General features: G+C 76.0%; 20 protein-coding genes and 1 riboswitch. Of the genes, 10 read left to right on the top strand and 10 right to left on the bottom strand.

All coding sequences use genetic code 11. The features are described 5' to 3' along the window. Positions 1 to 38: 38 nt before the first annotated feature. Positions 39 to 1,007 (bottom strand): 16S rRNA (cytosine(1402)-N(4))-methyltransferase RsmH, encoded by a 969-nt coding sequence (rsmH, locus tag ACZ3J7_RS02410; protein WP_465615997.1) that lies wholly within the window; start codon positions 1,005 to 1,007, stop codon positions 39 to 41. A gap of 484 nt (positions 1,008 to 1,491) precedes the next feature. Between rsmH and ACZ3J7_RS02405 the strand changes: the two genes are divergently transcribed. The 4 genes from ACZ3J7_RS02405 (at position 1,492) to ACZ3J7_RS02390 (ending at position 7,000) form a co-directional block, all read left to right on the top strand. Then, positions 1,492 to 2,007 carry a beta-class carbonic anhydrase gene (locus tag ACZ3J7_RS02405; protein ID WP_465615995.1) on the top strand — a complete coding sequence of 172 codons (516 nt, stop codon included), beginning with the start codon at positions 1,492 to 1,494 and terminating at the stop codon, positions 2,005 to 2,007. Positions 2,008 to 2,296: 289 nt separating this feature from the next. Next, the gene (locus ACZ3J7_RS02400) at positions 2,297 to 3,244 is read left to right on the top strand and encodes an AAA family ATPase (RefSeq protein WP_465616555.1); all 948 of its coding nucleotides are present in this window, start codon (positions 2,297 to 2,299) and stop codon (positions 3,242 to 3,244) included. Between the two features lies 1 nt (position 3,245). Further along, the gene (locus ACZ3J7_RS02395) at positions 3,246 to 4,577 is read left to right on the top strand and encodes a DUF58 domain-containing protein (RefSeq protein ID WP_465615993.1); all 1,332 of its coding nucleotides are present in this window, start codon (positions 3,246 to 3,248) and stop codon (positions 4,575 to 4,577) included. After that, positions 4,574 to 7,000 (top strand): transglutaminase TgpA family protein, encoded by a 2,427-nt coding sequence (locus ACZ3J7_RS02390; RefSeq protein WP_465615991.1) that lies wholly within the window; start codon positions 4,574 to 4,576, stop codon positions 6,998 to 7,000. The genes ACZ3J7_RS02395 and ACZ3J7_RS02390 overlap by 4 nt, the downstream gene beginning before the upstream one ends. 162 nt (positions 7,001 to 7,162) lie before the next feature. Here the strand turns inward: ACZ3J7_RS02390 and ACZ3J7_RS02385 are convergent, their stop codons facing one another. From ACZ3J7_RS02385 to ACZ3J7_RS02375, 3 genes are all read right to left on the bottom strand, one after another. Beyond that, entirely contained in the window at positions 7,163 to 7,540 is a 378-nt protein-coding gene (locus ACZ3J7_RS02385) for a DUF3040 domain-containing protein (protein WP_465615989.1), read from the bottom strand. Positions 7,541 to 7,771: 231 nt separating this feature from the next. Next, complete coding sequence (locus ACZ3J7_RS02380) at positions 7,772 to 8,524, bottom strand: methyltransferase domain-containing protein (protein WP_465615988.1); 753 nt, start codon at positions 8,522 to 8,524, stop codon at positions 7,772 to 7,774. Between the two features lie 158 nt (positions 8,525 to 8,682). After that, positions 8,683 to 9,168 carry an SAV_6107 family HEPN domain-containing protein gene (locus tag ACZ3J7_RS02375; RefSeq protein ID WP_465615986.1) on the bottom strand — a complete coding sequence of 162 codons (486 nt, stop codon included), beginning with the start codon at positions 9,166 to 9,168 and terminating at the stop codon, positions 8,683 to 8,685. A 492-nt stretch (positions 9,169 to 9,660) separates the two neighbouring features. Here ACZ3J7_RS02375 and ACZ3J7_RS02370 point away from each other — a divergent pair, with 492 nt between their 5' ends. Together ACZ3J7_RS02370 and ACZ3J7_RS02365 are read left to right on the top strand one after the other, a co-directional pair. Next, positions 9,661 to 10,272, top strand: a complete 612-nt coding sequence (locus ACZ3J7_RS02370) for a DUF4126 domain-containing protein (RefSeq protein WP_465615985.1) — start codon at positions 9,661 to 9,663, stop codon at positions 10,270 to 10,272. Positions 10,273 to 10,317: 45 nt separating this feature from the next. Continuing rightward, on the top strand, positions 10,318 to 11,706 hold the full coding sequence (locus ACZ3J7_RS02365) for a phytoene desaturase family protein (RefSeq protein WP_465615983.1): 1,389 nt from the start codon (positions 10,318 to 10,320) through the stop codon (positions 11,704 to 11,706). A 7-nt stretch (positions 11,707 to 11,713) separates the two neighbouring features. Here the strand turns inward: ACZ3J7_RS02365 and ACZ3J7_RS02360 are convergent, their stop codons facing one another. Together ACZ3J7_RS02360 and metF are read right to left on the bottom strand one after the other, a co-directional pair. Next, complete coding sequence (locus tag ACZ3J7_RS02360) at positions 11,714 to 12,418, bottom strand: hypothetical protein (protein WP_465615981.1); 705 nt, start codon at positions 12,416 to 12,418, stop codon at positions 11,714 to 11,716. Between the two features lie 389 nt (positions 12,419 to 12,807). Continuing rightward, on the bottom strand, positions 12,808 to 13,722 hold the full coding sequence (metF, locus tag ACZ3J7_RS02355; protein ID WP_465615979.1) for a methylenetetrahydrofolate reductase [NAD(P)H]: 915 nt from the start codon (positions 13,720 to 13,722) through the stop codon (positions 12,808 to 12,810). Between the two features lie 170 nt (positions 13,723 to 13,892). Between metF and ACZ3J7_RS02350 the strand changes: the two genes are divergently transcribed. Next, entirely contained in the window at positions 13,893 to 14,999 is a 1,107-nt protein-coding gene (locus ACZ3J7_RS02350; RefSeq protein WP_465615977.1) for a polyprenyl synthetase family protein, read from the top strand. 11 nt (positions 15,000 to 15,010) lie between these two features. On the opposite strand, the gene ACZ3J7_RS02345 is transcribed toward ACZ3J7_RS02350, so the two are convergent. The 4 genes from ACZ3J7_RS02345 to ACZ3J7_RS02330 form a co-directional block, all read right to left on the bottom strand. Continuing rightward, positions 15,011 to 15,664 (bottom strand): VanZ family protein, encoded by a 654-nt coding sequence (locus ACZ3J7_RS02345; RefSeq protein ID WP_465615975.1) that lies wholly within the window; start codon positions 15,662 to 15,664, stop codon positions 15,011 to 15,013. A gap of 82 nt (positions 15,665 to 15,746) precedes the next feature. Beyond that, positions 15,747 to 16,382, bottom strand: a complete 636-nt coding sequence (gene thiE, locus ACZ3J7_RS02340) for a thiamine phosphate synthase (RefSeq protein WP_465615973.1) — start codon at positions 16,380 to 16,382, stop codon at positions 15,747 to 15,749. Continuing rightward, entirely contained in the window at positions 16,379 to 16,744 is a 366-nt protein-coding gene (locus ACZ3J7_RS02335) for an Rv2175c family DNA-binding protein (protein ID WP_465615971.1), read from the bottom strand. Before ACZ3J7_RS02335 ends, thiE begins: the two co-directional genes overlap by 4 nt. A gap of 16 nt (positions 16,745 to 16,760) precedes the next feature. Beyond that, a complete protein-coding gene (locus ACZ3J7_RS02330; RefSeq protein WP_465615969.1) occupies positions 16,761 to 17,966 on the bottom strand; it encodes an NAD(P)/FAD-dependent oxidoreductase in 1,206 nt (401 codons plus the stop codon). A gap of 102 nt (positions 17,967 to 18,068) precedes the next feature. Then, positions 18,069 to 18,182, top strand: a riboswitch (TPP riboswitch). On the opposite strand from ACZ3J7_RS02330, the gene thiO reads away from it, so the two are divergent. The 3 genes from thiO to ACZ3J7_RS02315 all read left to right on the top strand — a co-directional run bounded on the left by thiO (position 18,177) and on the right by ACZ3J7_RS02315 (position 20,332). Continuing rightward, positions 18,177 to 19,331 (top strand): glycine oxidase ThiO, encoded by a 1,155-nt coding sequence (gene thiO, locus ACZ3J7_RS02325; protein ID WP_465615967.1) that lies wholly within the window; start codon positions 18,177 to 18,179, stop codon positions 19,329 to 19,331. (Overlaps the previous riboswitch by 6 nt.) After that, positions 19,328 to 19,537, top strand: coding sequence for a sulfur carrier protein ThiS (thiS, locus tag ACZ3J7_RS02320; RefSeq protein ID WP_465615965.1), 210 nt, complete (start codon positions 19,328 to 19,330; stop codon positions 19,535 to 19,537). Before thiO ends, thiS begins: the two co-directional genes overlap by 4 nt. Before the next feature lie 3 nt (positions 19,538 to 19,540). After that, positions 19,541 to 20,332, top strand: coding sequence for a thiazole synthase (locus ACZ3J7_RS02315; protein WP_465615963.1), 792 nt, complete (start codon positions 19,541 to 19,543; stop codon positions 20,330 to 20,332). Positions 20,333 to 20,345: the final 13 nt, after the last annotated feature.

The raw sequence follows: 20,345 nt of genomic DNA, 5'->3' as shown, positions 1-20,345 counted from the left end.
GCTCCACTCCCCTTCGCTGCGCTGCTCCCGGCGGCTGGCTACCTCCGGGTCCGTCTGATCCTCTCCGCCACGCGCAGCCGTACGGGCGCGGCGCGCCGGTTCTCCTCGATCTCCTCCTCGGTGGCCAGTTCGGCACCGCGGGTGAGCAGTTTCAGCCAGGGCTGGAGCTCCTCGGGGATCACCGGCAGGCCCGGCGGGGCGGCGGAGGTGGCACCGGCCTGAAAGTACTGCTTGACGAGGCGGTCCTCCAACGACTGGTAGGACATCACGACGATCCGACCGCCCACCGCGAGGGCGTCCAGCGCGCCCGGGATGGCCCGGTCGAGCACCTCCAGTTCGCCGTTGACCTCGATCCGCAGCGCCTGGAAGGTCCGCTTGGCCGGGTTGCCGCCGGTGCGCCGGGTGGCCGCCGGGATGGCGTTGCGGACCAACTCGACAAGACGAGCGCTGGTGGTGAACGGTTCCCGCTCGCGCTCGCGGAGCACCGCGGAGGCGATCTTCCCGGCGAACCGCTCCTCGCCGTAGACCTTGAGGATCCGGGCTAGGTCGCCGTGGCTGTAGGTGTTGAGCACCTCGGCCGCGGAGATCCCCCGGGTCTGGTCCATCCGCATGTCCAGCGGGGCGTCCTGGGCGTAGGCGAAGCCGCGGTCGGCCTCGTCCAGCTGCATCGAGGAGACGCCGAGGTCGAAGAGCACGCCGTGCACCTCGGGGACGTCCAACTCGTCCAGCACGCGCGGGATCTCGTCGTACACGGCGTGCACCAGGGTGGCCCGGTCGCCGAAGCGGGCCAGCCGTTCGGCGGAGAGCCGCAGGGCCTGCGGGTCGCGGTCGACGGCGATCAGGCGGACGTCCGGGAAGCGGGTCAGCAGGGCCTCGCTGTGGCCGCCCAGGCCCAGGGTGGCGTCCACCACGACGGCGCCGGGCGCGGAGACCGCCGGGGCGAGGGCGTCCAGGCAGCGCTCCAGCATCACCGGGACGTGCCGGGGGGCGGAGCTGTCGGTACTCATACGGGGGCGGGGCCTTCCTCAGGTGCGGTGTGGCCGGGCCATTCTCGCGCACCGGGCCGGCCGGGACGCACACCGCCCGGGGTCCCCGCCCGCTCGCTCGGGGAAGGTGCGACCGCCCGGCACCGGGGAAGGTGCGCCAGGTGGGCACGGAGCGGGAGGAGGCCGCGGGCTGCGTGCGGGCCGGTCGGCCCGGCGCGGAGGGCGGCCGCGGCCGCCCGGTTGCCGGGTGCCGTCCGCCGTGCTCCACTGCGCCTGCAGCCTATCGCCCGCGCCCCGCCAGTCAACGCTCCGCTCCGGCGCACCACCCGGGCGGCGGTACGGATCGGCGCAGGTCGGACCGGTTCCGGGGGCGCCGCGGGGGCGGGGCGCGGGCCCGGCGGGGTGCGCCGGGCGAAGCGGGGCGAAGCCGTCCGAACGGGCCCGCCGGCCGGGGCGTGGCGGCATTCGGCCCCGCGCCGCGCCCGGGCGGGCTACGGTCGACGCCATGGCTCCCGCCCCCGGCCCCGAGCGGCCCTCCGAGACCGACCGCCTCGTGGTGTCCAACCGCTCCTACGCCGAGACCTTCCGGGACGGCGGGATGGACGCCCGCCCGGTGCGCCGGGTCGCGGTGGTGGCCTGCATGGACGCCCGGCTCGACCTGTTCGCCGCGCTCGGCCTGGAGCAGGGCGACGCGCACATCATCCGCAACGCGGGCGGCGTGGTCACCGACGACGTGATCCGCTCGCTGACGATCAGCCAGCGCGCCCTGGGCACCCGCGCCGTGGTGCTGGTGCACCACACCGGCTGCGGGCTGCTCGGCCTGACCGAGGACTTCCGGCACGAGCTGGAGCGCGAGGTCGGCCAGCGCCCGCAGTGGGCGGTGGAGTCCTTCACCGACCTGGACGCGGACGTCCGGCAGTCCGTCCAGCGGGTGCGCACCTCGCCGTTCCTGCCGCACACCGACGACGTCCGCGGCTTCGTGTTCGACGTGCACACCGGCCTGCTCCGCGAGATCCGCTGAGGCGTCCGCCGCGGCTGCCGCCGGGGGCTCTCCGGGCGTGCGCCCGGCCGCCGGCGAAACCGCCGGGCCCCGCTTCTCGTCCCAAACCGGGACAGCCTTCGCGTGTCGCCCGGGCGGGTGACTTCTGGCCGTGCGACAGGGAAGAATGCGCCAAGTATTCGGGGTGGGCCGGGCTCGAACCAGCCGCCCGGCGACTGTGCAACATGGGAGCTGACGGGTGACGACGATCAACGGACAGGGCGCGGAGCAGCCGGAGCCGGGCCGCTACGACCGGCGGGAGCCGGTCGGTCTGGCGGAGCTGGCGGCGGTGGTCGACCGGGTCCGGGAGTCCGTGGAAAGCGTGATCGAGGGCAAGCCGGAGGCCGTCCGGATCGCCCTGACGGTGCTGCTCGCCGAGGGCCACCTGCTGCTGGAGGACGTGCCGGGCGTCGGCAAGACCATGCTCGCCAAGGCGCTGGCCCGCTCGGTGGACTGCACGGTGCGCCGGATCCAGTTCACCCCGGACCTGCTGCCCTCCGACGTCACCGGCACCAACGTGTTCGACCAGCACCAGCGCGACTTCGAGTTCCGGCCCGGCGCGATCTTCGCGCAGATCGTGGTCGGCGACGAGATCAACCGGGCCTCGCCGAAGACCCAGTCCGCGCTGCTGGAGTCGATGGAGGAGCGCCAGGTCACCATCGACGGCACCACCCACGAGCTGCCCTCGCCGTTCATGGTGATCGCCACCCAGAACCCGGTCGAGATGGAGGGCACCTACGCCCTGCCGGAGGCCCAGCGCGACCGCTTCATGGCCCGGGTCTCGATCGGCTACCCCAGCGCGGACGCCGAGTTCGCGATGCTCGACCTGCACTCCGCGGCCAACCCGCTGGACGACCTGCAGCCGGTCGCGCACGCCGCCGACCTGCTCAAGCTGATCGAGCTGGTGAAGACCGTCTACGTCGCGGACCCGGTCCGCCGCTACGCCGTCGACCTGGTCGCCGCCACCCGCACCACCTCCGAGCTGCGGCTCGGCGCCTCCCCCCGGGCGACCCTGCACCTGGTGCGGGCGGCCCGCGCGCACGCCGCCCTGGACGGCCGCGACTACGTGCTCCCGGACGACATCCAGGCGCTCGCCGTGCCCGTGCTGGCGCACCGCCTGCTGCCGACCTCGGAGACCCAGCTGAGCCGCCGCACGGTCGAGCAGGTCGTGCTCGACCTGGTGGCCCGGCTGCCGATCCCGCGCCCGCAGGGCCGCTGAGGTGGCGCGCCCCGCCCGCGCCTCCGGGGTGCGCACCGCGCTGCGCGGGCTCACCACCCGGGGGCGCTCCTTCCTGGCGGCCGGCGTGACCGCGGCGCTGTGCGCGTTCGTGTTCGGCCAGGCCGCGCTGCTCCAGGTCGGCGTGCTGCTGGCGGCGCTGCCGCTGGCGGCCGCCGGGATGCTGGTGCGCACCCGCTACCGGGTGGCCTCGGGCCGCCGACTCAGCCCGCACCGGGCCGCGGCCGGCCAGGAGGCCCGGGTGCACCTGCGGCTGGACAACGTCTCCCGGGTGCCCACCGGCCTGCTGCTGCTGGAGGACAAGGTCCCGTACGTGCTGGGCCCGCGCCCGCGCTTCGTGCTGGACCGGGTCGAGCCGCGCGGCTTCCGCGAGGTGTCCTACCGGGTCCGCTCCGACCTGCGCGGCCGCTACCCGCTGGGCCCGCTGCAGCTGCGGCTGTCCGACCCGTTCGGGATGTGCGAGCTGACCCGCGCGTTCAGCGCCGCCGACGTGCTGACCGTCGTCCCGCAGGTCCAGGACCTGCCGGCGGTCCGGCTGCCCGGCGAGTCCGGCGGGCAGGGCGACTCCAACACGCACACCCTGGCGCTGGCCGGCGACGACGACGTCATCCCGCGCGAGTACCGGCACGGCGACGACCTGCGCCGGGTGCACTGGAAGTCCACCGCCCGGTACGGCGAGCTGATGGTCCGCCGCGAGGAGCAGCCGCTGCAGGCCCGCGCCACCGTGCTGCTGGACACCCGGGAGACCGCGCATCGCGGCTCGGGGCCGGCCTCCTCGTTCGAGTGGGCGGTGTCCTGCGCCGCCTCGGTCGCGGTCGACCTGGTGCAGCGCGGCTACCGCACCCGGCTGCTCACCGACACCGGCTTCGCGGTGCCCGGGTCGGGCACCGGCGCCGGCGGCACCACCGCGGCCGAGTCGGTCGGCATGCTGCTGGACGCGCTGGCCGTGGTCGAGCACTCCGACGGCGGCACCCTGGCCCGGGCCGAGGAGGTGCTCCGGCTCGGCGGCGAGGGCCTGCTGGTCGCGGTGGTCGGCGAGCTGGACGAGGAGCAGACCGAGCGGCTGTCCCGGCTGCGCCGCCGCACCGGCGGCGCCGTCGTCCTGCTGCTGGACACCGGCAGCTGGGCCGGCCTGCGGCACGTGCTGCCGGACGGCGGCGGCGACGAGCGGGCCGCGGGCCGGGCCGCCCGGCTGCGCGAGTCCGGCTGGACCGTGCTGCCGGTGCGGGCCGGCGACTCGCTGCCCGCGCTGTGGCGGGCCGCGGACCGGACCCAGAACACCACCGTTCCCTACCGAGACGAGGTCGGCGCGTGACCACCCGGGCCAAGTTGACGCTCTGCGCGGCCCTGGCCACCGCCCTGGCGGCGCTGTGCCTGTCCCCGCTGTTCCAGGACTCCTTCGCGCTGGCCCCGCACGGCCTGCTGATGGTCGCCGTCACGGCCGGCGCCGGCGCGGGCCTGCGCGCGCTGCCGCTGCCCCGGGCCCTGGTGCCGCCGCTGCAGCTCCTCGTGGTGCTGTACGCGCTGCTGCTGACCACCGTGCAGTCCGCCCTGAGCTTCGGCCTGCTGCCCGGCCCCGGCGCGCTGGACGCGGTCTCCGCGCTGCTGACCCAGGGCGGCACCGACATCCAGGAGTACGCGATCCCGGCCCCGGCCACCGACGGCCTGCGGCTGATCGTGGTCGGCTCGGTCGCCCTGGTCGCCGTCCTGGTCGACACCCTGGCGGTCACCTACCGCCGGGCCGCCGCCGCGGGCCTGCCGCTGCTGGCCCTGTACTCGGTGGCCGGCGGCCTGATCGACTCGGCCGGCGGCATGTGGCTGTGGTTCCTGTTCGGCTCGGCCGGCTACCTGGCCCTGCTGTACGTCGAGGGCCAGGACCGGCTGACCCGCTGGGGCCGGGTCTTCCACGGCACCGGCCGCTCCGCCGTGGCGCTCTCCAACGGCGGCCGCCGGATCGGCGTGATCGCGCTGGCCGCCGCCGTCCTGCTGCCGGTGTTCGTGCCCGCGGTCGGCCCCGGCCTGTTCGGCGGCGGCGGCCACGGCGGCGGCGGGAGCGGCGACGGGAACGGCACCGCCGACCAGCGCTCGCTCAACCTGGTCGTCGCGCTCACCGCCAACCTGCGCTCCAACGACGACACCCAGCTGCTCTCCTTCTCCACCGACTCGCCCGACCCCGAGCAGCTCTACCTGCGGATCGCCGCGCTCAGCGAGTTCAACGGCCAGGAGTGGCTGCCCGGCCCGCAGGACCCGCAGCCGATGCCCACCACGGTGCCCGCGCCCGAGGGCCTCTCGCCGAACCTGCCGACCGCCTCGGTCCGCACCAACATCACCGTCTCGGACCAGCTGAGCACCGCCTGGCTGCCGATGCCGTACCCGATGTCCTGGGTGCAGCTGCCGAGCAGCTCGGACTGGCGCTTCGACCCGACCGGGCGCACCGTCAGCGGCGTCAACGGCCAGAAGAGCAAGGGCCTGACGTACTCCGTCGGCTCGGTCGCGGTGAACGCCACCGCCACCCAGCTGCGCACCGCGGGACCGGCCCCCGAGGCCCTCGCCAAGCGCTACCTGGGCCTGCCCGCCAACCTGCCGCCCGTGGTCGGCGAGACCGCCCGGGCCGTGACCCGGGGCAGGACCACCCCGTACGAGCAGGCCGTCGCCCTGCAGCAGTACTTCACCGGCGGCGAGTTCACCTACGACACCAAGATCGACGCCCGCACCGGGCCGGACGCCATCGCCAAGTTCCTCCAGGACAAGGAGGGCTTCTGCGTGCACTTCGCCGCCACCATGGCCGCGATGTCCCGCTCGCTGGGCATCCCCGCCCGGGTCGCGATCGGCTTCACCCCGGGCAGCGGCAGCGGCAACAGCCGGGTGGTGCGCAGCTCCAACTACCACGCCTGGCCCGAGCTGTACTTCAACGGCTACGGCTGGATGCGCTTCGAGCCGACCCCGAACCGGGGCAGCACCCCGCTGTACTCCGTCCAGCAGGCCGCGCCCAGCACCGCGCCGAGCACCGCGCCCAGCAGCGCCGCGCCGAGCGAGCAGCCGAGCGCCCAGCCGTCCTCCTCCAGCAGCTGCCCGCCGCAGCAGCACAAGCTGGGCGACTGCGCCGACGAGACCGCGGTGGCCGAGCGGAAGGTCGTCGGGACCCCGTGGTGGCGGTCCTGGACGGTGCTGGTCGGCGTCCTGGGCGGACTGCTGCTGGTGGGGCTGCTGGTCTTCCCGATGCTGTGGCGCACCAGGCTGCGCCGGCGCCGCCTCGGCACCGGCCGCCGCCTGCCCGGCGCGGGCGCCCCGCCGCTCACCGACGAGCAGGTGCTGGCGGCCTGGGCCGAGCTGGTCGACTCCGCGTGGGACCTGGGCATCCCGCCGGACGAGGCCCGCACCCCGCGGCACGCCGCCCGCCGGCTCGCCGAGGACGCCCGCCTGGACGCGGACGCCGCGGCCGCCGCGGGCCGGGTCGCGCTCGCCACCGAGCGGGTCATGTACGCCCGCGAATCGCAGGCGCCCCAGCAGCTGGGCGGCGACGTCCGCGCCACCCGCGAGGCGCTGCTGGTCCGGGCCACCCGTCGGCGCCGGCTGCGCGCCCTGCTGCTGCCGGCCTCCGCGGTCCGGCTGTGGTGGCGGGCCCAGGACCGGGCCGCGGCCCGCCGGGAGCGCACCGCCGAACGGGTGGCGGCGCTCCGCGCGGCGGTCCGCAGGCCGTTCCGGCGCCGGTCCGAGCGGGACAAGCCGGGCGGCTGAGCCGCGCGGGCCGGCCCGGCCGGGCGGCTGGACCGACTGCTCCGGCTGGTCCGGCCCCGGGTGCGGAGGAGAGAAAAAGGATCCGCCCGGCGAGGGGTTCCCTCGCCGGGCGGATCGCGTCTCCGTGGGCGCCGACCCCGTGGGGCGTCGTCCCGGTCGGTGCTACAGGCCGCTCTGCTCGTCGCGGCGGCGCTGCCAGCGCTGTTCCATTCGATCGACGACACCGGCCTTCCGGCGTGGCGCTGCCGCCTGCCGTGGGCCGTGTCCGGCCGGGCCGCGGCGCCACGCGGTGACCGCGAGGACCGCACAGCCAAGCATGACCAGGAACCCCACCACGCTGACCCAGATGACCTGGGCGACCAGGCCCCCCATGAGCAGCGCGATGCCCGCCACGAACCCCGCCCCGGCCAGGTAGACCCGCCGACGGGTGTAGGTGCGCAGGCCGGTTCCCTCGAGCGCTGACGCGAACTTGGGATCTTCGGCGTACAGCGCTCGCTCCATCTGCTCGAGCAGTCGCTGCTCGTGCTCCGAGAGCGGCACGGAGTCCTCCTACTCGTCGGTCGCGGGGCGACCGGTCCGCCACCCCTGGCTCGGGCCTGTGTGGTCCATATGCCCCACCGGTCTGGCCGTCATGCTTACCGGCTTTACCTAGATCATACGGTCCACGGCCGCGGTTCGGCGTGGTCAATCAGGCGTGGCTCGGGCCGCCGCATCGGCGGCCCGCACCCCTGCAACGAGCGGAGGGCCCGCTTGGTGCCCCCACCGGGGGATTCAGCGCACCTCGGCCAGCAGGTGGAGCTGGGTGGCGACGGCGTGGAAGGCGGGCTGCTCGGCGGCCGCGAGCTCCAGCTTGAGCAGGGCGTCGAGGGCACCCGGCTCGGTGTCGACCAGGACGCCGGGGACCAGATCGGCGAAGACCCGGATGCCGTGCACGGAGGTGACCCGCAGCCCGGCGTCGGCGACCAGCGCGTCCAGCTGCTCGCCGGTGAAGCGGCGCGGCATCGGGTCGCCGGAGCCCCAGCGGCCGTCGGGGGCGTCCAGCGCGGTGCGGGCCTCGGTGAACTGGCCGGCCACCGCGCGGGCCAGCACCGCGCCGTTGCGGTTGGCGGCGAGCAGGCTGAGCAGCCCGCCCCCGCCGAGGGTGCCGACCAGGTTGCCGAGCGCCTCGGCCGGGTCGTCGACGACCTCCAGGACGCCGTGGCAGAGCACCGCGTCGACCGATCCGGCCGGGACGAGCTCGGGCAGCGTCTGGGCGTCCCCCTGGACGGCCCGGACCAGCTCGGTGACGCCGGCCTCGGCGGCCCGGCGCTCCAGCGCGAACAGCGCGTCCGGGCTGGGGTCGACCACGGTGACCCGGTGGCCCAGCCTGGCGACGGGCACGGCGAAGTTGCCGGTGCCGCCGCCGGTGTCGACGACCTCCAGCACCGGCCGTCCGAGCTCGGCCGCGCGCCGCTCCAGCGCCGCCCGCACCACCTCCCACACCACGGCGGTACGCAACGCACTGCGGGGACGAGTCGGATACAAGGCGGCACCCCTCTTGGCAGGTCTTCTGACGGGTCTTCCACGGCGGGACGACTCCACCTTATCCGCCGGGGCGGGGGCGGCTGAGGTGCGGCGCAGCGCGGGGCACAGCGACGGGTGCCCGCCGGTGCGGGCCCGCCCGGGGCGCTTGTCGGCGGGACTCAGGGGTGCAGGGCCAGGATCCGCTCCACGATGCGCAGGTACAGGGCGGTGTTGCGGATCAGGTCGTCCGCGTCGCGCTCGCCGGCGGCGCCGGCGATGCCCGCCTCGGCGGCGGCCCGGCGGCGGGCGCCGGCCGCGAAGTAGGCGGCCCACTCGGCGAGTTCGGGAGCGACCTCGGGCAGCAGCTCCCAGGCCGGGCGGATCGCCTGGCGGCGGCGCGGGCTGCGCACCGGGCGGCCGCGGACGGCCAGCACGGCGGCGGTGGCGCGCAGCGCGGCGAGGTGGGCGGTGGCGTACCGCTCCAGTGGGTCCTGCCGGCCGCGGGCGTGCACCAGGGTGCGGTGCGCGTGGCGGAGCAGTTCGAGCGCCGCGGGCGGGGCCGAGCCCCGGCGCAGCACCGGGTGGACGTCGGCGCCTCGGGTGGCCGGCAGGGTGGGTTGATCGACGGCAGGGCGGGCGACAGGCTCAGGACGACTGATGGTCATGGGTCTCCCCCGTTCACTCCGGACCTTGCCCGGACCGGTCGGTCCGCGCATGCATCCATCGTGAACGGGGGGTCTGACAACTCGGGGTCCCCCGCCCCGCGGGCCCCCCGGCCCGGTTCCGTCGTCCCCCGCGGCCGTCCCCGGGTTCCCCCCCCAGGGGGGAGGGGGTCGGGCTCCGCCGCCCCGTGTCGGCGGTGCCCGGCCCCCTCGTCCCGGCCGCTGCTCGCGCTCCGGACGCGGCGTGGTCCGCCGCTCCCCCCCTGGACCGGCGGCCGCCCCGGAGCGCTCCGGGCGGCTCCGCCCTGCGGCGGCCTCCCGGTGCGCCCTACTCTGCCCGCCGGGCGGGGGCGCCGGATATCCGCCCGGGTACTCAACCGGCGGTCTGAGTACGGATACTCAGAGCGCCCGCGGTCCCCGGCGGTCGGTCGGGCCGGGTACGGTGGCCGCGTCCCGTCCGAGGTCCGGGCGGGCGCGCGTCGGGAGGAGGCCGCCGTGGGGGCCGTTCCGCTGATCTTCACCAGCGGCTGGGCGAGCGGCATCAACGCGTACGCCGTGGTCCTGCTGCTGGGCCTGTTCGGCCGCTTCGGCGGTGCCGGGAGCGTGCCGCCGGTGCTGGAGCGCACGGACGTGCTGGTCGCCGCCGGGGTGCTGTTCCTGTGCGAGGCGGTCCTGGACAAGATCCCGTACGTGGACAGCGTCTGGGACGTGGTGCACACCTTCGTCCGCCCGGTCGCCGGCGCGACCGTGGGGGCCCTGCTCGCCGCGCACGACCCCGGCTCGCTCGGCGAGGTCGCGGCCGGCGCGGTCGGCGGCACGACCGCCCTGGTCAGCCACGGCGTCAAGGCGGGCCTGCGGATGGCGGTGAACACCTCCCCCGAACCGGCCTCGAACGTCCTGGTCAGCCTCGCCGAGGACCTCTCGGTCGCGGGCCTGGTCACCCTGGCGCTCTTCCACCCCTGGCTGGCCGCCTCGACGGCGGCGGTCCTGCTGGCCCTGGGCGTCCTGCTGGTGTGGTTCGCGGTCTCCCGGATCCGCCGCTTCTGGCTCCGCCGCCGGGAGCGCCGCGCCCGGCGGCGGGCCGGGACGGCCCCCACCCCGGCCTGACCTGCCGGGCGGGCGGGGAGCGGCGGCGGCATAGGATCTCCTGCCATGGCTCGGATCATCGTCGTCGGCGCAGGCATGGGCGGTCTGGCGGCCGCCTCCCGGTTGGGCACGCTCGGGCACCGGGTGACGGTGCTGGAGGCGACCGGCACGCACGGCGGGCAGCTGGGGGCGTACCGGCGGGAGGGGTTCGGGTTCGACACCGGCCCGGGGCTGCTCGCGCTGCCCGCCGTCTACCGGGACCTGGCGCTGAAGACCGGGCGGGAGCCGCTGGAGGATCTGGTCGGGCTGCGGCCGGTCGATCCGGAGAGCCGGCACCTGTTCCCGGACGGGACGGAGCTGCTGCTGCCGAACGCCTCCCGGGGTGGGGTCGGCCAGGCACTGGACGCCGCGTTCGGGGCGGGCACCGGCGAGCGCTGGGGCGAGCTGCTGAACCGCGGCCGCGCGGTCTGGGAGGCGACCCGGCGGCCGCTGCTGGAGGAGCCGCGTCCGGCGGTCGACCCGGCCGACCCGTACCCGGTGCCGCCGCGCCGGGGCCTGTCCCGGCTGCTGCCGCGCGGGCGGCACACCCTGGGCGACGTGGCCCGCGAGCTGGGCGGCGGGCCCGGCCCGGCGGCGCTGCTCGGCGAGTACGCGCTGCGCTACGGCCTGGACCCGCTGGCCGCGCCCGCCTCGGCGACCGTGCTGCCGTACATGGAGCAGTCGTTCGGCGTCTGGTACGTGGACGGCGGCCTGCGGGCGCTCGCCGACGCGGTGTTCGCGCGCTGCGGCGAACGCGGCGTGGAGTTCCGCTTCGACACCCCCGTGCGGGCCCTGGAGCGGGACGGCGAGCGGGTGGTGGGCGTCCGCACCGACGGGGGCGTGCTGGCGGCGGACGCGGTGCTGTCCGCCGTCCCCGGCCTGGGCGTGGCCGAGACCGCCGCGCCCGCGCCGGGCCGGTTCACCGTGCTGCTCGCCCTGGACGGCGCCCGCCCCGCGGGCACCGCGCACCGCACCGTCGTGCACGCGGCGGACGGCGCGGCCGAGGCCCGCGCGGTCTTCGCCGACGGCGCGCTGCCGGAGCGCCCCACCGTGCAGGTGCTGCGCCCGGACGACCCCGCGCTCGTCCCCGGACCGGACGCGGAGGCCGCCGTGCTGACCGTCACCGTGCCCGGGCGGCTCACCCTCACCACCGCCGAACGGGACGCGTACGCCGAGCGGCTGCTCGCCCACCTGGCCGCCGCCGGCCTCGACCTGCGCCCCCGGCTGCGCTGGCGGGAGACCCGGCTGACCGCCTCCGTCCCGCCGCCCTCGCTGGCCGGCGGCCACCTCGCCCAGGCCAACCGGCCCGGCCCCGAGGGCCTCTACCTGATCGGCGCGCACGCCCACCCGGGCGGCGGACTGGCCCGGGTCGGCATGTCGGCGTCGATCACCGCCGGGCTGCTCGGCCCGGCCTGACGGGACGTCAGTACTGCTGCTGGTAGTACCAGTTCTGGTCCTGCTGCGGCTGCGGCTGCTGCGGGACGTACGGCTGCTGGTACTGCTGCCGGGTGTAGGGGTCCTGGTAGACCGGCTGCCCGTACTGGTCGTAGCCGATCAGCTGCACCTGCGGCTGGGCGTACTGCTGCTGTTGCTGCTGGTAGCCGTGGTCCTGCTGGGCGTAGCCGTAGTGCGGCTGCTGCGGGACCTGGTAGGCGGGCTGCTCCTCGGCGTAGACGCCCGCGTCGAGCTGCTGGAACTCCTCGTACGCGAAGGACTGCTCGTCGAACGGCACCACCGACTCGTCCTCCACCGGCCCGACCTCGCCGACCGGCTCCACCGGCGCCGCCACCACCGCGGCCGCGGCCGCCCCGCCGGTGGCCGCCGCCAGCAGCGGGACCTTCGCCAGCGGCCCGGGCAGCCGTCCGTCCGTCCGGCGCAGCGACCAGCCCACCGGGCGGCCGCGCTTCACCGAACCCGTCACCAGCACCTGACCGAGCCCGAACCCGACGGCGCCCGCCGCTATCACCGGCAGCGAGGACGTCCGCATCCCGACGACGACGCCCAGGAAACCCGCCAGCGCGAGCACCCGCCAGTGCAGCGGCGCCCGGTTCTGCAGCAGCAGCTCGGCGGTCAGCCAGAGTGCGACCAGGGCCAACGCGCCATAGAGGAGCAGGTATCCGATGCCCATCCCGCAACCTCCAGACGCCACCATCACCGCGCGGTTGCGGGCGACTGTACAGCCTCCGGGCGAACACCACCGCATCCCGGACCAGACCTCCCCGAGACCCCCGCACACGCCCGCCCCGACACGCACCGGCAGCCCCCACCGAACACGGAGCACCCCGGACCGAAGCCCGCCGGCCTTCCCCAGACGCGACCCCCGGCCGAAGGCCGCCAGCGGGTGCGGAGGCCCACTCCCACCACCCGGCCGAAGGCCCCCTTGACCCGCCGGGCTTCCCCGGGACGCGAACCCGGGCCGAAGGCCGCCAGCGGCTGTGGGGGCCCACCCCCACCACCCGGCCGAAGGCTCCCTTGGCCCCGCCGGCCTTCCCCGGCGCGGGCCCCGGCCGGAGGCCGTCAGCGGGTGTGGAGGCCCAGGTTCTGGTAGATCTCCAGCGTCGAGGTGGAGTGGTTGAGCGTGATGAAGTGCAGCCCCGGGGCGCCCTCCGCGAGGAGGCGTTCGGCCATCGCGGTGGCGTGCTCCAGGCCGACCGCGCGGACCGCGACCGGGTCGTCGGCGACGGCTTCGAGCCGGCGGCGGAACTCGGGCGGGAAGTCGGAGCCGGAGAGCTCCGGGAAGCGCACCAGTTGGCGGATGTTGGTGACCGGCATGATCTCCGGGATGATCGGCGTCTCGCAGCCGGCCGCGGCGACCCGGTCGCGCAGCCGGAGGTAGTCCTCGACCTCGAAGAACATCTGGGTGATCGCGTAGTCCGCACCGGCCCGGCACTTGGCGACGAAGTGCCGGATGTCCTCGTCCCAGTCGGCCGAGCGCGGGTGCATCTGCGGGAACGCGGCGACGCCGACGCAGAAGTCGCCGATGCCCTTGATCAGTTCGACCAGCTCGGCGGCGTACGTGACGCCTTCGGGGTGGCGCACCCACTCGCCCATCGGGTCGCCGGGCGGGTCGCCGCGCACCGCGAGGACGTTGCGCACGTTCTGGTCGGCGTACTGGCCGATGATGTTGCGCAGCTCGGCGGTCGAGTGGTCGACGGCGGTGAGGTGGGCGACCGGGGTCAGGGTGGTCTCGGTGGCGATCCGGCCGACCAGGTCGACGGTGCGGGCGCGCGAGGAGCCGCCCGCGCCGTACGTCATGCAGACGAAGTTGGGTTCGAGGGACTCGACCCGGCGGATCGCGTCCCAGAGTCTGCGCTCGCCCGTTTCGCCGCGCGGCGGCATGAACTCGAAGGAGAAGGAGCGGTCGCCTGCCGCCAGCAGGTCACGCACGGTCTGCGCGCGGTCGCTTCTGGTGGAGGGAATGCCGAGTGCCATGCAGGCAGGTTAGCCGTCGGCGGCGCGGCCCGGACAAACGACGTCCAGCACCTGAGACGCCACTTGAGATTTCCGGTGCCGCCCGCCCGGGCCGTCCGGCGGGCGGGGGGACGGGGGACCCGACCAGGCGCGTTAATCTGACTGTCAGCCCCCTCGATCCGGAGTCTCAGGTGCCCTCCTCCATCCGCCTTCCCCGCAACCCCGTCGACGCGGAGGACGTGCGCGAGCGCGTGAACCGCACGCTCGGCGAGTTCATGGCCGAGCGGACGGCCCTGCTCTCCGGGATCTCCGACCAGCTCGGTCCGGTCTCCGACGCGCTGCGCGACTTCCTGCTGGACGGCGGCAAGCGGCTGCGCCCGGCGTTCTGCTACTGGGGCTGGCGGGCGGCCGGCGGCGACCCGGACGGGTCCGGCATCGAACGGGCGGCGGCCGCGCTGGAGCTGCTGCAGGCCAGCGCCCTGGTGCACGACGACCTGATGGACCGCAGCGACACCCGCCGCGGCCTGCCCGCCGTCCACCGCCGCTTCGAGAACCTGCACCGGGCGGGCGGCTGGCGCGGCGACCGCGAGCAGTACGGGGCGTCCGCCGCGGTGCTGCTCGGCGACCTGCTGCTGATCTGGTGCGACGAGCTGTTCCAGTGCTCGGGGCTGCCCGTCGGCGCGGTGTCCTCCGCGAAGCCGGTGTTCGACCTGATGCGCACCGAGGTGATGCTCGGCCAGTACCTGGACGTGCTGGAGCCGGTCGCGGGCGACTCCACCGACGCGGACGCGCTCGGCCGGGCCCGGACGGTGCTGCACTACAAGTCGGCGAAGTACACCATCGAGCGGCCGCTGCAGGTCGGCGCGCTGCTCGCGGGCGCCGGACCCGACCTGGTGGACGCGCTCGGCGGCTTCGGCCTGCCGCTCGGCGAGGCGTTCCAGCTCCGCGACGACCTGCTCGGCGTCTTCGGCGACCCGGCGGTCACCGGCAAGCCCGCCGGCGACGACCTCCGCGAGGGCAAGCGCACCCTGCTGGTCGCCCACGCCATGCGCGGCCTCTCCCCCGCCGAAGCCGCCCACCTCGACGCCCGGCTCGGCGCCCCCGGCCTGGACGCCGACGAGATCGCCGGGCTCCGCGACCTGATCACCCTCAGCGGCGCCCCCGCGATCGTCGAGGACCGGATCGAGGCCCTGCTCACCGAGGCCCTCGCCGCCCTCGACGCGGCCCCCGTCGCCGACGGCCCCGCCCGCGAGGTGCTGCGGGCGCTCGCCGACGCCGCGACGGTGCGCAAGTACTGACCGGGCCCGCCTCAGGCCCGCCGCCACCAGCGGCGGGAGGCCAGCGCCGCGAGGGCGGCGCCGCCGGCGTTCAGCAGGACGTCGTCGACCGAGGAGACCCGGTCCAGCCGGAGCACGTACTGGGCGGTCTCCACCAGCACCGAGCCCGCCGCGCCGAGCGCCAGCACCCGCCACACCGAGGCGAGCCCGGCGAACCGCACCGGTGCGAGGAAGCCCAGCGCGGCGAACACCAGCATGTTGCCGCCGATCTGCGCCACGACGGTGGCCGGCGGCCCGGCGGCGACGACCTCGGCGACGTCGTGCAGCGGCACCAGGTTCACCCGGCGGCGCGGGCCGCCCGGGTCGACGCCCGGCAGCAGGATCATCCACACCCACGGGAGCGTCCCGTACACCATCCCGACCTCGGCCAGCGCCGTACGCCGCGCCCGTCCGGCCGCGACCCCGGCCGCCCGGCGGCGGCGGGAGAGCCACCACACCAGCAGGACGGCCACCGGCAGCGCGGCGGCGGCCAGGAACACGATCCCGTTGACCGTCCCCACCCAGCCGTTCCACCCGGCCCGCCGGCCCAGCGGCCGCTGCGCGACGAAACCGACGACGGCCGCGACGAGCAGCGCGGGAACGAGCAGCACGAGCCGGGCGGCCCGGCGGGGCACGAGGGAGGTCATGCCTGCACGGAGTGCGGACCGCACCCCCGCGGTTCCCGGCCCCGCGGTTCCCGGCCCTGCCCCAGGCCCCCGACCGGGGGCGCTAGCGGAGGCGGGCCGCCAGGGCGGCCGCGGCGGCCGCGGGGTCCTCGGCGGCGGTGAGGGCGCGGACGACGACGACGCGGGTGGCGCCGGCGTCGAGGACCTGCTGGAGGTTGTCCTGGTCGATGCCGCCGATGGCGAACCAGGGGCGTTCGGGCCGCCGCGCCGCGGCGTACCGGACCAGGGCGAGGCCGGGGGCGTGGCGGCCGGGCTTGGTGGGGGTGGGCCAGACCGGGCCGGTGCAGAAGTAGTCGACGCCGGGTTCGGCGAGGGCGGTGTCGACCTCGTTCTCGGCGTGGCAGGAGCGGCCGATCAGCACGTCCTCGCCGAGGATGCGGCGGGCGACGGCGACCGGCAGGTCGTCCTGGCCGAGGTGCAGCACGTCGGGGCGGGCCCCGTACGCGACGTCGGCGCGGTCGTTGACGGCGAGCAGCCTGCCGTGGCGGCGGGCGGCGTCGGCGAAGACCTCCAGGTACTCCAGTTCCTGCTTGGCCTCCAGGCCCTTGTCGCGGAGCTGGACGATGTCGACGCCGCCCGCGAGCACCGCGTCCAGGAACTCGGGCAGGTCGCCCTGTTCGCGGCGGGCGTCGGTGCAGAGGTAGAGCCGGGCGTCGGCCAGCCGCTGCCGGGCCGTCACAGGGCCATGGCCTGGGCGCGGCGCTTGACCTCGGTGCCCCGGTTCTCGCGCAGGGCCTGGATCGGGCTGCCGGGCAGGGAGTCGTCCTCGGTGAACATCCACTCGAGGATCTCCTGGTCGGAGAAGCCGCAGTCGCGCAGCACGGTGAGGGTGCCGACCAGGTGCTTGACCGGGCCGTCGTCCTCGATGAAGTCGGCGGGGACCTGCAGGGACTTGTTGGGGCCCCGGCGGACGGCCAGCAGGGTGCGGTTGCGCACCATGTCGCGGACGTCGGTGATCACCACGCCCCACCGCTCCGAGATGTCGGGCAGGTACAGCCAGGCGGGGACCAGGGCGTCAATCTTGGGATCAATCTCGCTCACTCCCCCAGCCTAGGCGCTATCGGGCGGCGGCCTTCAACTGGACGGCCGGGTCGGCGGCCCGGGCCGGGTCGAGCACGGTGCCGCGTTCGATCAGGCGGCGGCCCTGGGCGAGGTCGCGCGGCCGGTCGACGGCGAACAGCGCGGTGAGGGCGCCGTCGCGCAGCCAGAGCACCGTCCAGCCAGGTTCGGACGGGGAGCCCCGCCACAGCAGGTGGTCGGCCCCGGCGTGCCGGCCGGCGTACTGGACCATGCGGTCGAACTGCTCGGACCAGAAGTACGGGACGGGGTCGTAGGGGGTGTCGAGGGTGCCGAGCAGCGAGGCCGCGGCGGCGCCGCCGGAGTGCAGGGCGTGGTCCCAGTGCTGGACGGCGAGCCGGGTGCCGGAGCGGGCGGAGGGGTAGGAGGCGCAGTCGCCGGCGGCGAGGACGCCGGGCAGGGCGGTGCGCAGCCGGTCGTCGACCGGGACCGTGCCGTCGGGGTCGAGGGCGAGCGGGCCGCCGCGCAGCCAGTCGGTGGCGGGGCGGCCGCCGATGCCGACGACGACCTCGTCGGCGGGCAGGTGGGTGCCGTCGGTGAGCAGCACGCCGCCGTCGGCGGCGCCGGCCACGGCGGTGCCGCAGCGCAGTTCGACGCCGGCTTCGGCGTACCAGTCGGCCATCAGGGCGCCGAGTTCGGCGGGCAGGGCGCCGGCCAGCGGGGCGGCGGCGGCTTCCACCACCGTGACGTGGCAGCCGAGCCGGCGGGCGACGGTGGCGGTCTCGGCGCCGATCCAGCCCGCGCCGACCAGCACGATCCGGCGGCCGGGGGTGAGGGCGGCGCGCAGCGCGTGGGCGTCGTCGACGGTGCGCAGGGTGCGGGCGCCGGGCAGGCCGGGGAGGGTGCGCGGGTCGGCGCCGGTGGCGATCACCAGGGCGTCGTACGGGAGTTCGCCGCGGTCGGTGTGCAGGACGCCGTCGGCGAGGCCGGTGGCGCGGCGGCCGGTGAGCAGGTCGACGCCGAGGCCGTGCCAGTCGATCTCGAAGGCGGTGGCGTCGGCCTTGCCGAGCAGCACGTCCTTGGAGAGCGGGGGGCGGTCGTAGGGGAGGTGGAGTTCGGCGCCGACCAGGGCGAGCGGGCCGGTCCAGCCGCCCTGCCGGAGGGTGAGGGCGGTCTGGGCGCCCGCCATGCCCGCGCCGACCACGACCACCCGGTCCGTTTCGCTCAGTTCAGCCACGGCCTCCACCCTACCGAGGCGGTGGCGGGTGTCCACCGTGCGTACGCGCCTTCTGGACGGGGTCGGGGCGGCGTTATGGTGGGAGTGCTCAACAACCTGTGCACTTCATCTGTACTTCATCACGGGAGCCCGGCGCACCGGGCTGAGAGGCGGGCTGTGGCGGCCCGCGACCGTCCGAACCTGATCCGGGTCATGCCGGCGAAGGGAGCATCAGCGGCTGTGGCACCTTTCCACGCGCCCGACGTGCTGGTGGTCGGCGGGGGCGTCATCGGGCTGGGCGTCGCCTGGCGGGCCGCGCAGCGCGGCCTGGCGGTCGCGGTGGCCGACCCGGATCCGGGCGGCGGCGCGGCCCGGGTCGCGGCGGGCATGCTCGCCCCCGTCACCGAACTGCAGTACGGCGAGGAGCCGTTGCTGCGCCTGGGGATGGCGTCGAACGAGCGGTACGCCGCGTTCGCCGCCGAGTTGACCGAACTGACCGGCCTGGACACCGGTTACCGGGCCACCGGCACGCTGGCGGTGGCGCTGGACTCCGACGACCGGGCGGAGCTGCGCGAGCTGCACGCCTTCCACGGCCGGCTGGGCCTGGCGTCCGAGTGGCTGACCGGCCGCGAGTGCCGCCGGCTGGAGCCGATGCTGGCCCCGGGCGTGCGCGGCGGCCTGCACGTCGCCGACGACCACCAGGTGGACGGGCGGCGGCTGGTCGCCGCGCTGGTCGCCGCCTGCGCGCTGGCGGGCGTGGTGTTCCACCGGGCGGAGGCCGCCGAGCTGCTGGTCGAGGACGGCCGGGCGGCGGGCGTCCGGCTGTCGACCGGCGAGCGGGTGGCGGCGGGGCGCACGGTGCTGGCGGCCGGTTCGCGCAGCCACCTGCTGCCGGGCCTGCCGGACGGGGTGCTGCCGGCCGTCCGGCCGGTGAAGGGCCAGGTGCTGCGGCTGCGGATGCCCACCGCGCACGGGCCGTTCCTGTCCCGGAACGTGCGGGCGGTGGTGCGCGGGCAGCACCTGTACCTGGTGCCGCGGGCGGACGGCGAGCTGGTGGTCGGCGCGACCACCGAGGAGCTGGGGCACGACACCACGGTCACCGCGGGCGGCGTCTACGAGCTGCTCCGGGACGCGCACGAACTGGTGCCCGGCATCACCGAGTTGCCGTTGGTGGAGACCTGCGCGGGCCTGCGCCCGGGCTCCCCCGACAACGCGCCGCTGCTCGGCCCGACCGCGCTGGCCGACCTGGCCGCCGCGACCGGGCACTACCGCAACGGCGTGCTGCTCACCCCGGTCACCGCCGACCTGCTCGCCGACTACCTGGCCACCGGCGAACTCCCGGCGCTGGCCGCCGACTTCACCCCTGCCCGCTTCGCTCCCAAGGTCCCCGCATGAACACCATCGCCCTGACCGTCAACGGCGAGCCGCGCACCCTGCCCGCCACCACCACGCTGGACGTGGTGGTGGCCGAGGTGTCGGCCGCCAACTCCGGTGTCGCCGCCGCCGTCAACGAGGCGGTGGTGCCGCGCAGTTCGTGGCCCGCCACGGCCCTCGGCGAGGGCGACCGGGTCGAGATCCTGACCGCCGTCCAGGGAGGCTGAACCATGGCTGACGACGCCCTCGTCATCGCCGGCACCACCTTCGGCTCCCGGCTGATCATGGGCACCGGCGGCGCCCCCAGCCTGGAGGTGCTGGAGCAGGCGCTGAAGGAGTCCGGCACCGAGCTGACCACGGTGGCGATGCGCCGGGTCAACACCGCCACCCAGGGCTCGGTCCTGGAGGTGCTGGCCCGCAACAACATCCGGGTGCTGCCGAACACGGCGGGCTGCTACACGGCGGGCGAGGCGGTGCTGACCGCCCGGCTGGCCCGCGAGGCGCTCGGCACGGACTGGATCAAGGTGGAGGTGATCGCCGACGAGCGGACCCTGCTGCCCGACCCGATCGAGCTGCTGGAAGCCGCCGAGACGCTGGTCGACGACGGCTTCACCGTGCTGCCGTACACCAGCGACGACCCGGTGCTGGCCCGCAAGCTGGAGGACGTCGGCTGCGCGGCGATCATGCCGCTGGGCGCGCCGATCGGCTCCGGCCTGGGCATCCGCAACCCGCACAACTTCCAGCTGATCGTGGAGTCCGCGAACGTGCCGGTGGTGCTGGACGCGGGCGCGGGCACCGCGAGCGACGTCGCGCTGGCGATGGAGCTGGGCTGCTCGGCCGTCATGCTGGCCTCCGCCGTGACCCGCGCCCAGGAACCGCTGCTGATGGCCGGGGCGATGCGCCGGGCGGTCGAGGCCGGCCGCCTCGCCCACCGGGCCGGCCGGATCCCGCGCCGCTACTACGCCGAGGCCTCCTCCCCCACCGCCGGCCTGGCCGACACCCGCGAGCGCCCCGCGTTCTGACCCCGCCGTCCCG

This window comes from Kitasatospora sp. NPDC015121, assembly GCF_055562955.1.
This window is presented reverse-complemented; position numbering and strand designations above follow the sequence as displayed.

Excerpts from the sequence above, each read along its gene's own strand:
- rsmH (WP_465615997.1), bottom strand. The coding sequence starts at position 1,007 with ATGAGTACCGACAGCTCCGCCCCCCGGCACGTCCCGGTGATGCTGGAG.
- ACZ3J7_RS02405 (WP_465615995.1), top strand. The coding sequence starts at position 1,492 with ATGGCTCCCGCCCCCGGCCCCGAGCGGCCCTCCGAGACCGACCGCCTC.
- ACZ3J7_RS02375 (WP_465615986.1), bottom strand. The coding sequence starts at position 9,168 with ATGACCATCAGTCGTCCTGAGCCTGTCGCCCGCCCTGCCGTCGATCAA.
- ACZ3J7_RS02365 (WP_465615983.1), top strand. The coding sequence starts at position 10,318 with ATGGCTCGGATCATCGTCGTCGGCGCAGGCATGGGCGGTCTGGCGGCC.
- ACZ3J7_RS02360 (WP_465615981.1), bottom strand. The coding sequence starts at position 12,418 with ATGGGCATCGGATACCTGCTCCTCTATGGCGCGTTGGCCCTGGTCGCA.
- metF (WP_465615979.1), bottom strand. The coding sequence starts at position 13,722 with ATGGCACTCGGCATTCCCTCCACCAGAAGCGACCGCGCGCAGACCGTG.
- ACZ3J7_RS02345 (WP_465615975.1), bottom strand. The coding sequence starts at position 15,664 with ATGACCTCCCTCGTGCCCCGCCGGGCCGCCCGGCTCGTGCTGCTCGTT.
- thiS (WP_465615965.1), top strand. The coding sequence starts at position 19,328 with ATGAACACCATCGCCCTGACCGTCAACGGCGAGCCGCGCACCCTGCCC.
- ACZ3J7_RS02315 (WP_465615963.1), top strand. The coding sequence starts at position 19,541 with ATGGCTGACGACGCCCTCGTCATCGCCGGCACCACCTTCGGCTCCCGG.